This window comes from Halomonas sp. 3A7M, assembly GCF_014897875.1.
In the GTDB taxonomy this organism is placed as follows: Bacteria; Pseudomonadota; Gammaproteobacteria; order Pseudomonadales; family Halomonadaceae; genus Vreelandella.
In genome coordinates this window covers 65,711-79,665 of record NZ_JABUZD010000174.1, presented here as the reverse complement: position 1 = coordinate 79,665, position 13,955 = coordinate 65,711, and the positions used below count along the sequence as shown (strand labels likewise).

The window sequence follows — 13,955 nt, the reverse complement described above, 5'->3', positions numbered from 1 at the left end:
ACATCGGCGAAAGCTTAAATATGAAGCTTCGCTCGGCCTTAACAATGGCTCTTAAAACCGTCTAGACAGTGCTGATAATCAGCGCTGCATTGACGCCACCGAAACCGAATCCGTTGCACAATACATGCTTCGTGACGTGCTTCTGATGAGTCGCCGTGACGAAGGTTAAATCCTGCATATCATCATCGCAGTGCTCAAGATTAATGGTGGGCGGAAGCTGCTGATTATTGACTGCCAATACAGAAAAAATACTCTCAATGCCCCCTGCTGCGCCTAATAGGTGTCCTGTGGCGGCTTTTGTTGCAGAAATAGGGATGGCCGGCAAACGCTCACCGAATACGTTACGCAATGAGGCAACTTCAGCCCGGTCGCCAACGGGCGTCGAGGTGGCGTGGGCATTGATATGATCAATAGCATCCGTGGTAAGGTTCGCCATGCCTAGCGCCGCTTGAATCGCAGCTGCAGCGCCGGCCCCATCCTTCGGGCCTGCCGTCAGGTGGTAGGCATCCGCGCTGGTGCCGTAGCCGCTAATGATCGCTAACGGCGTTGCGCCCCGCGCGACCGCATGCTCAAGCGTTTCGATCACCATAACGCCAGCGCCTTCTCCCATCACAAATCCGTTACGGGCTTTATCAAAGGGCCTGGACGCGCGCTCAGGGTTGTCGGCTTCTGTGGAAACGGCCTTTAGGGCGTTAAAGCTGGCGAGTGAAAGCGGATCAATACACGCCTCGGCGCCGCCGACGAGGGCAACATCAGCTTCTCCGTTGCGTATTATGCGCATACCGTCGCCAATCGCCTGTAGGCCAGCCGCGCAAGCCGTCACCGGGCAACCGAGAGGGCCTTGAAAGCCATAATGAATGGACAGGTTACCAGCAGCCAAATTGGCTAGAAAGGCGGGCACCGTGAAGGGGGAGAGTTTGCGATAGCCGCGCTCAGCAAGGGTTTTTTGAGCTTGTGTAATAGTCGGGAAGCCGCCAATGCCAGAGCCAATAATGGTGGCCGTTCTGCGTTTTTGGGCTTGCTCAACGGGAAACCAGTTGGCCTGTGATAGCGCCTCTTTGGCTGCCGCCAATGCGTAGAGGCTGAACAAGTCCATTTTGCGCTGCTCTTTGGGATCGGCTATCTCATTCAGGTCAATACCGCCGGTGGGGTCTCGGTCAATACTCGGCACCACCCCGGCAATTTTGATCGGGATATGACTTGTGTCAAAGCGGTCAATGGTGCTGATGCCAGACTGGCCGTTAACCAGTCGCTGCCAACTTGTGTTGACGCTGTTGCCTAGCGGGCTGACCATACCCATGCCGGTAATCACGATAGGTGAGTGCATAGTGACTCCTAATTTATTGATAGGGTCACCCTAGCAATGGGCAGTATATGATCAAGATAATATTTAGCTGACGAGGTAGCTATGCCTTATCCCAAGAGCCATAAATCGAAAACCAAAGAGCGCATTTTGGCTTCGGCGACGGAGCTATTCAGTCGCAATGGGTTTCAAAAGGTCTCGATTGGCCAGATCATGAAGCTAGCCAAGATGACGCATGGCGCCTTTTATGCGCATTTTGCTTCAAAAGAGGCCCTATACAATGAGTCTGTTCGCCTGACCATTGATAACAGTCGGGCGGCTAGGCTGGTAAAAGGCCCGCTTTCGTTGCAGCACTTAACCGAGTTAGTCGCTAACTACTGCAATCTCCAAGAGCTGGAAGCTAAGCATAGGCCGGGGCCTGAAGCGGTACTGTTCAATGAAATAGGCAGTGAAAAAGCAGAAATTCGCACTATGTTTGAAGCGTCCTATATGAGTATGAAAAAGATGCTTGAAACGCGCTTGATCGCGCTGAGTAAGCTGAAACAACTTCCCTTTGCCAATGACCGCAAAGCGATTGCTGATAAGTCCCGGGTCATATTGGCCTCTCTGGTAGGGGCCGTCGCGATTGCCAAAAGTTTGCCGGGGGAGGTGGAACGAAAGCAGGTGTTGTTAGCCACACAACGCCAGATTTTACTGATGCTCGGGGTCAGCGAAGCTGAGGTGGAGCGTATGATGCAAGCACAGTAGTTCGGCCATCTACTGAAGAGAGTCTCGATGTGTTGTTGGAGCGTTACCGCTCTTACGCGACGTTGAATGAGTGATTCGGCAGACTGCCCAAGACGAAGCGGGTAAAAAACTGGATAATGGCCGCCATCAGCCTATGGCCCCAAGACCTTCAGCACATTTATCTATCCGGATGCCCGCTCATGGAAATCAAAGTTAACTATCTCGACAACCTCCGCTTAGAGGCCAAGTTCGACGATTTTACGGTTATCTCCGACCAGCCGATTCGCTACAAAGGCGACGGCTCGGCACCTGGGCCGTTTGACTACTTTCTGGCGTCGTCTGCCATGTGTGCGGCCTACTTTGTAAAGGTTTACTGCAACGCCCGCGATATTCCTACCGAAAATATTCGCCTGTCACAGAACAACATCGTCGACCCGGAAGACCGCTATAAGCAGATCTTCAAAATCCAGGTCGAGTTGCCGGAAGATATTTCTGAAAAAGATCGCCAGGGCATTCTGCGTTCCATCGATCGCTGCACGGTTAAGAAGGTGGTTCAAACCGGCCCTGATTTCCAGATCGAGACGGTAGAAAACATCGACGAGGACGCCCAGGCACTGCTGATGGGAGCGCCGGAGGGCAGTGCTACTTATATTCCAGGCAAAGACCTGCCATTAGAACAAACCATCGCCAATATGAGCGCGATGCTGGCTGACCTGGGCATGAAGATCGAGATCGCCTCCTGGCGCAATATCGTGCCCCACGTCTGGTCACTGCATATTCGCGATGCGGCTTCACCGATGTGTTTCACCAATGGCAAAGGGGCTACCAAAGAGAGCGCCCTGTGTTCGGCGCTGGGCGAGTTTATTGAGCGCTTAAGCTGTAACTTTTTCTATAACGATCAGTACTTTGGCGAAGAGATTGCCAACAGCGATTTTGTTCACTATCCCAATGAAAAGTGGTTTCAGCCGGGGCCGAACGATGAGCTCCCCGCTGAAATCCTCGACGAACACTGCCGCGACATTTACAACCCAGAAGGCGAGTTGCGTGGCTCACATCTGATCGATACTAACTCGGGACGTGAAGACCGCGGTATCGTCTCGTTGCCCTTTGTGCGCCAGTCCGACGGCGAAACGGTCTACTTCCCCTCCAATCTGATCGAAAACCTGTTCCTCAGTAACGGTATGAGCGCGGGCAATACCCTGGTAGAAGCCCAGGTGCAGTGCCTGTCGGAAATTTTCGAACGGGCGGTGAAGCGCGAAATCCTCGAACAGGAGTTAGCTCTGCCGGATGTACCGCAGGACGTGCTAGCCAAGTATCCAAGTATCGTAGAAGGCATTAACGCCCTGGAAGCCCAAGGGTTCCCGGTGTTGGTCAAAGATGCCTCCATGGGCGGGCAGTTCCCAGTAATGTGCGTCACCTTAATGAACCCGCGTACCGGCGGCGTATTTGCTTCATTTGGCGCGCACCCGAGCTTTGAAGTGGCGCTGGAGCGCAGCCTAACTGAGCTTCTGCAGGGGCGCAGTTTCGAAGGATTAAACGATCTGCCACTGCCGACGTTTAACTCGCAAACCGTTTCTGAACCCAACAATTTTGTTGAGCACTTTATTGACTCTTTTGGCGTGGTTTCCTGGCGCTTCTTTAGTGCCAAGCCCGATTTTGAATTCAGTGAATGGGATTTCTCTGGCAGCAATGAGGAAGAGGCCGCGACGCTGTTTGGCATTTTTGAGGAGCTGGGCGCTGAAGTGTACATGGCGGTCCACGAAGACCTAGGCGCACCAGTCTGTCGCATTCTGGTGCCGGGTTACTCCGAGGTGTACCCCATTGAAGATTTAATCTGGGATAACACCAATAAAGCGTTGGACTACCGCGAAGATATTCTCAATCTGCACCGCTTGGATGACGCTCAGCTCACCGATCTGGTCGAGCGGTTGGAAGAGAGCCAGATGGATGACCACGCCGATATCATCACGCTGATCGGTATCGAGTTTGATGAGAACACTGTGTGGGGGCAGCTAACGATTCTAGAGCTCAAGCTGCTGGTTTACCTCGCGCTGCAACGCCATGAAGAAGCGCTGGACTGTGTGCAGATGTTCCTGCAGTACAACGATAATACCGTTGAGCGCGGTCTGTTCTATCAGGCGGTAAACGCGGTGCTGGAAATTGTGCTGGATGATGAACTGGAGCTTGAAGACTATCTGCATAACTTCCAGCGCATGTTCGGCGAAGCGACCATGGCGGCTGTCGTGGGGTCGGTAAGTGGCGAAGTACGCTTCCACGGCCTAACGCCGACTAACATGCAGTTAGAAGGCCTGGAGCGCCACCAGCGCTTGATCGAAAGCTATAAGAAGCTTCATGCGGCACGGGCGGCGAAAGCGGGCATTTAAGCATTCTCCAAACGCGCTGCTAGTTAACTGTTTTGCTGGTGTTACGGCGCCAGCAGAACAGGTCGCCACTTTGCCCGAACAGACGGTCTAATCAGCAGAGTGGAACCAAGATTGGCGGCTGAGGAATTCGATTAACTCGTGGCGAAACAGCTTGGCCCTTGCTGAAAGGCTGCGCCGGTAGGGCCATACCAAGAAGATCTCACGGTGGCGTCCCCGCCACTCAGGGAGCACTTGTATTAACTCTCCCGCTTGTAAGCTGTTCGCCACCATACTGGCGGGCATCAACGAGACGCCTGCTCCCGACGTTGTGAGGTTCAGCACAATATTCATATCGTTACTGATATGGAAATGGCTCTTGTGACAAGCGTGCTGACTACCGTCTTGATGGAACAGCAACCAATCGCTAAACATTTTTGCTGCCACGCTGGGGCATGCTTGTAGCTCTTCTATCGTGCTGGGAATAGGGTGTTTCATCGTCGGTGATGCCACCAAAATCGGCTCTATATAGCCCAGGTGTTTTTGGATCAACGTCGAGTCTTTTTGTGGTCCAGAGCGAAGCGCAATATCAGCCTGGTGGTCGCGAATATCAACCACGTTGTTATCGAGTTCGATCGTCAGCGCAATCTCAGGGTAGCGATCAATAAAGTGACGCCAAAACGCATCCAGTGGCCCGCTGCCCAGGTTGACAGGTGCCATAACCTTCAATGGCCCGCTTAGGCTATACAGTGTTTGATCCAGGTCTGAAATTCGCTGATCCAGTGCGAGTACTAGCTCCTCACACTCGCGGAAGTAGGACTCACCCTGAGGCGTCAACGTTAACCCCTTGGTTGAGCGGTGGAGCAACTCTACGCCTAGTGTGGCTTCCAGTGCGCTTATGCGCCGCGACACGGTGGCAATGGTCATCTTCAGCGTTGCCGCCGTAGCTGTGAGGCTGCGTTGGTTGGCGGCCACGATAAAGATGTTTAGGTCATCAAGAGAGGGTTTTCGCATTTTGCAATTCTGTAAAATTGATTCTCATATATTGGCATATATTACCGTTATAGGTGTTTGTTAATCTGTCCGCACTCAAACATCACTCTCAGGTACTGCCATGAAACACAGAATTATCTTCGCTATTCTCATGTCGTTTACGCTATCGCTGATTATGTCTGCCTGGGTAACGTACGTGAATATCGGAACTCATGCTGATTTTGTTGGCATCTGGATGCACGCTTGGCTGCTTGCTTGGCCAGCTGCTGGGATCATTGCATTTATCTGTGGCCCCTTTATGCATAAATTAGCCCACCGCATTGCCGAGAAAGTCTGACGGCTTGCCTGATGCACTCTGGTGCACCCGATGATGCAGTGAGTGCGCACAACTGCACCGCTGCGCCAAATTTAATTCTTCCCCATGCTTGGTAAAACGTTCTCCGCGGCGCGGTTTTAAGAAGCGCGAAATAAAACGACGCGAATTCCAACATAACGCTAATACAAGAACGCGGAGAAAATCACATGCTTGATATGCTCAATGAGCTCCTCTGGGGAAAGGTACTGCTAGTGCTGCTAGTAGGCGTTGGCATCGGTTTTACCGTTGCTTCCCGCTTTGTGCAGTTTCGTTATTTCGGCCAAATGTTTCGCATCCTGGGGTCGGGTCAGGCCTTTAAGCGTAATAAACACGGCCACTTAAGTTCGTTTCAGGCACTTGTCCTGTCAGTGGCAGGGCGCGTGGGTGGCGGTAATATTGCCGGCGTGGCGGTCGCGATTACGCTAGGTGGCCCAGGGGCTATTTTCTGGATGTGGCTGGTGGGCCTGATGGGGATGGCAACTAGCTTTTTAGAATGTACCCTCGCGCAGACCTACAAAGAAGCGGAAGGCGATGGCACTTATCGCGGTGGTCCGGCGTACTACATTGTTAAAGGGTTAGGTAAACAGTGGCGTTGGCTGGCAGCGTTTTACTCGGTGCTATTGCTGTTAACCTTTGGTTTTGCCTTTACCGCACTGCAATCTTATGCGGTAGCGACCTCGTTTGGCGACGCCTTTGGTGTGCCGGTGCTTTACAGTGGCATTGCCCTGGCCATGCTGGTAGGGCTGATTATTTTTGGTGGTATCAAACGTATTGCGCGCATCTCAGAGTTTCTGGTGCCTTTTATGGCGGTCAGCTATATCGCTATTGCGCTGCTGGTCATCGCCATGAACATTGGTGAAATTCCCGGCGTTATCATGCTAATCGTAAAAAGTGCTTTCGGCCTTGAACCGCTGATTGGTGGCGGTATTGGTGCGGCCATTATGATGGGTTTGAAGCGTGGTCTGTTTTCTAACGAAGCGGGTCTGGGCAGTGCGCCTAATGTGGCAGCGGTTGCTTACGTACCGCACCCGGCCAACCAAGGTATTGTGCAGGCGTTTTCGGTGTTTATCGATACCGTGATTATCTGCTCGGCCACGGCATTTTTGATTCTGCTCAGCGGTGTGTACGACCCGACAGCTGGCGCTGGCGTTGAAGGGATCGCCCTGACCCAGGCGGCGCTAGCCGACCATGTAGGCGAATGGGGTCGCACCTTTGTTAGCCTCGCGCTGCTGCTGTTTGCGTTCAGTACTATTTTGTACAACTACTACCTCGGCGAGAACAGCCTCAACTTCTTTAGCCGCGACAACCAGAACCTGTTTAACGCTTTCCGGGTCGCCATTGTGTTGCTGGTGTGCTGGGGCGCGACCACAGATCTTGGCACTGTGTTCGGCTTTGCCGATGTCACCATGGGGCTATTGGCAGTGGTCAACCTCGTGGCGCTGATTCTGTTGTTCAAGTGTGGCCTACGCATTCTGAACGATTACGATAGCCAGCGCCGCCAGGGCATTAAACAGCCGATCTTCGATGCCAACCAGCACCCGGATCTTGAGCTAGACCCCAAGGCGTGGGAACTGGAGCCTGAAGAGGCCGAAGCGCTAAAACAGCGCCTGGCAAGTGCGCCTGCTAAGTAAGCCCTCACAGGCACTAACGCTATTCGATTAGGAGAGACTATGTCCCGCGTACTCATGCTCTACACCGGCGGTACCATCGGTATGCAACCATCGCCACACGGGTATGTGCCTTGCGCGGGGCTGGCCGATCGTTTAGCCGCACACTTGGCGCTGGCCGCCGACAGGTTGCCGTCGTTTGATGTGCTAGAAATGCAGCCGCTGATTGATAGCGCTGAGCTAATGCCAGACGCCTGGAACCGTTTAGTGGCACAGTTAGAAAGCCACTGGCAAGCATACGATGGGTTTGTGGTGCTACACGGTACCGACACCATGGCGTATTGCGCCGCTGCGTTGTCGTTTATGCTCGGCGCGCTCAACAAGCCGGTGATCTTCACCGGCGCTCAAATTCCTTTGGGGGAGCCCCGTAGCGATGCACTGAATAATCTCGTCAGTGCATTGCAACTGGTGGATCACTCCGCGACACCTTGTGAAGTGAGTCTGGTCTTTCACGATCGACTTCTGCGCGGTAATCGTGCGCGCAAGGTACGCACTCAGGGCTTAGATGCCTTTGACTCTCCCAATTTCCCCTGGCTTGCCGAGCTTGGCATTGCCATATCTTACCCGCAGCCTTCTGCGTTGCTGAGCGGACGGCCTGACTTTGCCCCCATTGAGGTAGATGATGAGACGGTTGCGATATTGCCACTCTATCCTGGTATGTCGCTGCGCCGCGCTAAGGCGCTGCTGGCCGATGAACGCTTAAAAGGCTTGATTCTGCATAGCTACGGCGTCGGTAACCCGCCTAGTTTTGAAGGCGAGCTGTTAACGGCGTTAACGGCTGCAAGTGAACGAGGGGTCGCACTGCTTAACGTGACTCAGTGCGCCCAAGGGGAAGTCGTACAGGGAGCCTACGCCACCGGCGCGGCGCTGAACCAAGCCGGTGTGATTGCAGGAGGTGATATCACCCTAGAAGCCGCCGTTGCAAAGCTTACGGTGCTGCTAGGTCGTGGAATGAGCGGCCCTGCACTGCGCAGGGCACTTAGCGGCTCACTACGAGGCGAGTGTAGCTAACATCTTACCCTCTAGTGCTTTTTAACCTTCCAAATTCGCCACGTTAAGATCGCGATAATAAGCGCACTCAGTGGCGCTATGACGGAAGCGGCAACATTGGGTTCGATATCGACACCTAGCGCTCTTAAGCTTTCCAGCCCCAGTTTCATTAAGCTGAAAATGTAGTAGCTGATGACGATGATCGAGAGGCCTTCAACGGCCTTTTGGATTTTTAGCTGGCTGCTTGCGCGGGCATCTAAGCTCTGCAAAATTTTGTAGTTTTGCCTCTCGATTTCGACCTGGGTGCGGGTACGCAACAAGTCGTTTAAGCGTGTGGCGCTGGTGGCCAGCGTCTCAACGCGACGGTTCATGGCATCGCAGTAACGCACGGCCGGTTCAAATCGTCGCAAAATAAACATGCCAAGCCGAGGATAATTACCGATACGCTCCTCGCGCAGTTCATTGATGCGTGCCAACACGATGTTGGCATAGGCATCGGTCGCGCTAAAGCGTTGGCGTGTTTGTACACCGCAGCGTTCGAGTTTTGCCGAGAGCAGTGTCAAGGCGTTGAGCAACGGCTCGGCAGGGGAGGTGTGCTGTTCGGCGTGTTGATGAGAGAGTGCAGACAGCTCCGTTTCATAGTGTTGTAGCTCACGGCTGAGTGCTTTGGCTTCCGGTAGCGCCAGCATCGCCATTATGCGGTAAGTCTCAATATCAAATAAGCGTCTCGCCATCCTGCCCAGTCGATAGCTATCCAGATTATCGTTAACCATTAGCAATCGGTTTCTTTGCTGATCATCCAGGTTGAAGTCGCTCCAAACCGTGGCATCTCCGCCGCCTACCTTTGAGCCCGCTGGCTGATCTAATCCATAGGCCTCCACGCTACCTGCCCATCGATTGGCCGTTTCCACGCGCAAGACGCTGGCACTGATTATTTTATCGGCAACATCCGCGAGTAAACGGGCTAAAAACGTAGGTGGTGTTGGCCATATGCGAGGGTTGCTGTTGTTGTCGTGCTTAATGGTCAGCGTAAAAAATTCGGTGTGCCGCTCCCACTTTACTAAGCAACCCTGGCAACTGACTATTTGTTGCACCTGATCGGGCGTGACAGTGACCTCTGTCAGTTCTGCTAGGCGATTAAGCAACCTAGTAACGTCATCGCCTTCAAGCGTAAAAGCGTAGTGATGAAGGCAAGCAGGCCCCTCAAAATAGATGGGAGGCCGCGCGTGAAGCTCGTTATGTAATGCCGTGTGTTGAGCATGCATGAAACAAATTACCTGATCTATTGTTGTTACGAGTGTTGTAAAGAGTGTTGTAAAGAGTGTTGTTAAGAGCGTTGTGGCGAATGTTGTTACGAATAGCCAGCTTGATGGCTAACCTAGTTGCCAAGCGGCGTTAGCCAAAGAACCAGTAGCAGACGGCAATGGCAGTGATGATGCCCGCGGCGTCGGCGATGAGCGCGCAGCCCAGGCCATGGCGAATACGGGTAACGCCGACCGCGCCAAAATAGACCGCTAGCACGTAGAAGGTCGTTTCGGTGCTGCCTTGCAGGGTAGCGGCTAGCAGGCCAGGAAAGCTGTCGACACCAAAGGTGTTCATCGTCTCGATCATCATGGCCCGCGAGCCGCTACCAGAAAGGGGCTTTACAAAGGCGGTAGGCAGCGCATCGACAAAGCGAGTGTCCCAGCCAACCCCTTCCACTAACCAACGGATGCCACTTAGTCCTGCGTCCAGAACGCCGCTGGCACGCAGTACGCCAACCGCCACCAGCATGGCAATAAGATACGGCAGCAGGGTGACGGTAAAGCTGACACCTTCCTTTGCCCCTTCAATAAAGGCGTCATACACCCTGACACCACGCAGTGCGCCAACCACTAAAAACATCATGACAATAGTGAATAACGTTAGGTTACCCACCAGTGTTGAAGCAGCCGCCAATGCTTGGGCCGACATGCCCGCCAGCGTGGTAATTAATAACCCCAAGGCAAGCGCTGCAGCGACCAAATAAGCCAGCACCACGGGTTGCCAAAGTTTTAAGCGCTGTACGAGTGCAACCGCGAGTAGCCCTGCCAGGCTGGAGGCGCTGGTAGCCAGCAGAATCGGCAGAAAGACCAGGGTGGGCTCAGCCGCGCCTTGCTGAGCACGATAAATGAAGATCGTGACAGGTAGCAGCGTCAGTGATGATGTGTTGAGCACTAAAAACAGAATTTGTGCGTTGCTGGCGGTATCGCGGCTCGGATTGAGACTCTGCAGCGATTGCATGGCTTTAATGCCAATCGGTGTGGCAGCGTTATCTAAGCCTAGAATGTTAGCCGCAAAGTTCATGCTAATTAGCCCCATGGCAGGGTGGCCCCGGGGCACTTCTGGCATTAGGCGGGAAAACAGTGGGTCAAGCACGCGGCCTAGTAAGCGAATCATGCCGGCCTTTTCGGCAATCGAAAGAAAGCCCAACCAAAGCGTCATCGTGCCTAGTAGCACTAAAATAATATCCACGCTGACGCTTGCCATATCGAACAGCGACTGCACTAAGCGAGCAAAAACCTCGCTATCGCCACCGACTAACCACTGCCACAACGAGGCTGCAAACGCAGCAATGAAAAAGCTTAACCAAATTCCGTTTAGCATGGTGGGCAGGCATCCTGGGCAGTGAGGCAGTTGTATGTTTATAACGCTGCTTATCCTACCCAATGATTGCCTGCAATCGCTAACCCGAAAGCGAAAGAAAAAACAGAATCAGTGGTGGAGAGAGTAGTGACAGGATAAATCCGCTGACCACGGCAATAGGGACACAGGCCACTCCGCCGTGCTGCTGGATCACCGGCAGGGTGAAGTCCATCGACGTTGCGCCGCCATAGCCAATGGCTAGCGCGGTGTGGCGGTGGATAACGAGAGGAATCAGAATAAAGGCCAGCAGTTCGCGCGTAAGGTCGTTGAAAAACGCCACGCCGCCCATTAACGGACCAAGTTGGTCGCCAATCAAAATAGCCGAAAGCGAATACCAGCCAAAGCCAGATGCCATGGCTAAGCCTTCATTCCAACTAAGCGAGAGAAGCGGGGCGGCTAACAAGCCAGCGAGTAGCGAGCTCAGCGCAAGGGTAACCGCGATGGCAAGTCCCAGGCGATTCAGCAAAATTTGTTTAAGTGGCATGCCGGAATTGCGTAGCTGGCAGCCAACCAGCATCAATAGTGCGTATAGCACCCATTCTGCCAGCCAGTCGGCGGTGGTAAACAGCGTTTCCCCAATCATCGGGCCAATCAGCAAACCAAATGCCACGCCAGCGGCCACCACACCTACCAACATGAGTGAACCCTGCATAGCCGCCAGTTTGCTAGTAGGAGCGTTCTTCACCACTGGTGAATTACCGGCTTTCAAAGCCACTTGGCGTGATAGCCACCACAGTGCACCCAAGTTGAGCACGGTAGTAATGCTAAACAGCAGCAGCGCGTTACCGCCTAACCTTGAAAGCTGGCTGCCCAGGTTTTCAAGGCCCGCAAGACTTACCCCCATCAATAATAGAATCAAATAAACCGAGCCATTAACGGCTCGGTTGATGAGGTTCAGTAAGCGGGTAGAACGAACGCGTACTAAGTAGCCTAACAAGAGAGGCAATAAAACAATCAGTAATCCAGAAAGCATTTAAGGTGCGTTACCCCCAGCGGGGTTGAATTGAGTCATGGTGAGATACGTCTGCCGACGCCCCTCTTTTCGATATTCTGCCGAGAGGATTAGTCCTGGCCAACCTGGGTGGAAATTAATGTGTAGATATCGGTCGGGCTTTTCTTTATCAATCAGCGTGACGCGCGTGGTTTCGAACTCACCGGCGGGAACGGAAATGGTGTTGGGCTCGTTGATATTCTGTTGATCGACATAGTACTGGAAGTGTTCGTCGCGTCCGCGGTGATCAACAAACTCGATATCACAGGGAGTGCTTACCATGCAGCCTTCATGACCTGCTCGTCGGGAAAGGTCGAATAGAGCGGCCTGGCGATCAAGCGAGCTAATATCACTTTCGTTGAGCTGGTAACTGTCGCCGACACCCAGTAGCGAATAACTGCTGTTATAGAGCAAAGAGCGAGTCGAGGTATCGTCTATCGAAAAGCGACTACGCTCCTCACCTCGGGCAATCGCGACAGCAAAATTCATATTGCTTAACCAGTGGAGCCCCTCATTGCTGAGCGTATGGGTAATGGTTGCGCCGGGCCAGCCGCGTATTTCTAAACGGTATTGGGCCTGGAAGGGGTGTGGGGCTTGCAGAGTTTGCTCACCTTGTGGAGTATCTGCTGTTGCTAAGCCGCACAGGGAAAACAGGCAAGCGCCCAACATTGCGCTCGCAGACTTAGGGTGTCTGATGCCTCTTGTAACATAACGCAAAGGCCCTTCCTCCTTCTCGAGTGTTTTCCTAAGAGCCTTTAGCTAGCGCTTGGTTCCCCGTGCAGTATAGCGTGCGTATGGCTAAGCGTCAGTAGCCTGCTGCTGGGCTAATCGTTGCTAACGATTCACCCGCTTCAAATGCCTTAATATACGCAATGACTTGATCAATGGCGTCATTAAGTGGTGTAGGCGCTGCCATATGAGGCGTTACTACCACGCTTGGATGCTGCCAAAGGGGGTGGTTGGTTGGAAGAGGCTCTTCACAGAAAACGTCTAGCAGGGCACCACGCAGATGTCCTGGCTTATTCGTTTCACCGAGCGCATCGAGCAACGCCTGTTCATCGATTAGGCTGCCGCGACCGGGGTTAATAACACTGGCACCTTCGGGTAATTTTGCTAGCCGTTCGGCGTTAAGAATACCTTCCGTAGCCGCGGTATCTGGCAAAATAGTGACTAAGCTCTGCACTTGGCCAAGCAGTTCATCAAGCCCTTCATCGCCATGCAGGCAGCGTACGCCGCTAATCTGTTTAGCTGAGCGGCTCCAGCCAAGTACGGGGAACCCTGCTTGCGACAAGTGAGTGGCTACGTAACTGCCGATTGCGCCAAGGCCTAATACGCCAACTGGCCACTGTGTTTTTTCAGGCACGGCTTGGGGCTTCCAGGTAGCGCTCTGCTGTTGAGTGGCGTAGCGATCCATGCTGCGGTAGAAGTGCAGTACGCCATATAGCACGTAATCTGCCATGAGTTCGCCCATGCCAGCATCACGTAATTTCACGATAGGAACATCGCTTGGAAGGCCGGGTGTTTTCAGTAAGTAATCAACACCTGCTCCCAGGTTGATAATGCCTTTGAGCTGGTCTTGTTCCTGCAGTAAATGCTCTGGAGCTTTCCAAACGGCAAGGTAGTCGGCGTTTTTGCGTTCATCTTCAGGTGCGTCACTTGTCAATACAGTGGCCTGGGGCAACGCTTTTTCTAGAGCGGCTTGCCATTGGGCTGAATCATCAATATGGATGACTACTTTCATTTTTCCTCCTGACTACATGTTAACTATGGTTACGCTACCACGGCTTACCACAATTTTTGTCATAAAGGCTTTGACCGGCAACCAAGGGTCGGTGCTAGTATCGCCCTAAGACGACATTGGCAGGCCTACTGCGGGGGTGGCCAGGTCGATCCTGTGGCCCAGCGC

At 53.2% G+C, this 13,955-nt stretch carries 12 protein-coding genes; 5 read left to right on the top strand and 7 right to left on the bottom strand.

The features are described from left to right. Positions 1-61: 61 nt before the first annotated feature. On the bottom strand, positions 62-1,327 hold the full coding sequence (gene fabF, locus INT19_RS18395; RefSeq protein WP_193061794.1) for a beta-ketoacyl-ACP synthase II: 1,266 nt from the start codon (positions 1,325-1,327) through the stop codon (positions 62-64). A gap of 81 nt (positions 1,328-1,408) precedes the next feature. Between fabF and INT19_RS18390 the strand changes: the two genes are divergently transcribed. Together INT19_RS18390 and INT19_RS18385 are read left to right on the top strand one after the other, a co-directional pair. Next, positions 1,409-2,050: a TetR/AcrR family transcriptional regulator gene (locus tag INT19_RS18390; protein WP_193061793.1), complete on the top strand. Its 642-nt coding sequence runs from the start codon at positions 1,409-1,411 to the stop codon at positions 2,048-2,050. A 179-nt stretch (positions 2,051-2,229) separates the two neighbouring features. Next, positions 2,230-4,413 (top strand): OsmC domain/YcaO domain-containing protein, encoded by a 2,184-nt coding sequence (locus INT19_RS18385; protein ID WP_193061792.1) that lies wholly within the window; start codon positions 2,230-2,232, stop codon positions 4,411-4,413. 87 nt (positions 4,414-4,500) lie between these two features. Here INT19_RS18385 and INT19_RS18380 read toward each other — a convergent pair whose 3' ends face one another. After that, entirely contained in the window at positions 4,501-5,403 is a 903-nt protein-coding gene (locus INT19_RS18380; protein ID WP_193061791.1) for a LysR family transcriptional regulator, read from the bottom strand. Between the two features lie 100 nt (positions 5,404-5,503). Here INT19_RS18380 and INT19_RS18375 point away from each other — a divergent pair, with 100 nt between their 5' ends. The 3 genes from INT19_RS18375 to INT19_RS18365 all read left to right on the top strand — a co-directional run bounded on the left by INT19_RS18375 (position 5,504) and on the right by INT19_RS18365 (position 8,415). Next, positions 5,504-5,719, top strand: coding sequence for a DUF2798 domain-containing protein (locus INT19_RS18375; RefSeq protein ID WP_089039675.1), 216 nt, complete (start codon positions 5,504-5,506; stop codon positions 5,717-5,719). Between the two features lie 185 nt (positions 5,720-5,904). After that, a complete protein-coding gene (locus INT19_RS18370; protein WP_193061790.1) occupies positions 5,905-7,368 on the top strand; it encodes an alanine/glycine:cation symporter family protein in 1,464 nt (487 codons plus the stop codon). A 39-nt stretch (positions 7,369-7,407) separates the two neighbouring features. After that, a complete protein-coding gene (locus INT19_RS18365) occupies positions 7,408-8,415 on the top strand; it encodes an asparaginase domain-containing protein (protein ID WP_193061789.1) in 1,008 nt (335 codons plus the stop codon). An 11-nt stretch (positions 8,416-8,426) separates the two neighbouring features. On the opposite strand, the gene INT19_RS18360 is transcribed toward INT19_RS18365, so the two are convergent. The 5 genes from INT19_RS18360 to INT19_RS18340 form a co-directional block, all read right to left on the bottom strand. Beyond that, positions 8,427-9,659 (bottom strand): DUF3422 domain-containing protein, encoded by a 1,233-nt coding sequence (locus INT19_RS18360; RefSeq protein WP_120386423.1) that lies wholly within the window; start codon positions 9,657-9,659, stop codon positions 8,427-8,429. Between the two features lie 130 nt (positions 9,660-9,789). Beyond that, entirely contained in the window at positions 9,790-11,019 is a 1,230-nt protein-coding gene (locus INT19_RS18355; protein ID WP_193061788.1) for a nucleoside recognition domain-containing protein, read from the bottom strand. Positions 11,020-11,098: 79 nt separating this feature from the next. Then, complete coding sequence (locus tag INT19_RS18350; RefSeq protein WP_193061787.1) at positions 11,099-12,031, bottom strand: lysine exporter LysO family protein; 933 nt, start codon at positions 12,029-12,031, stop codon at positions 11,099-11,101. Further along, the gene (locus INT19_RS18345) at positions 12,032-12,766 is read right to left on the bottom strand and encodes a hypothetical protein (RefSeq protein WP_193061786.1); all 735 of its coding nucleotides are present in this window, start codon (positions 12,764-12,766) and stop codon (positions 12,032-12,034) included. A gap of 88 nt (positions 12,767-12,854) precedes the next feature. Next, positions 12,855-13,790 (bottom strand): 2-hydroxyacid dehydrogenase, encoded by a 936-nt coding sequence (locus INT19_RS18340; protein ID WP_193061785.1) that lies wholly within the window; start codon positions 13,788-13,790, stop codon positions 12,855-12,857. Between the last annotated feature and the right edge of the window lie 165 nt (positions 13,791-13,955).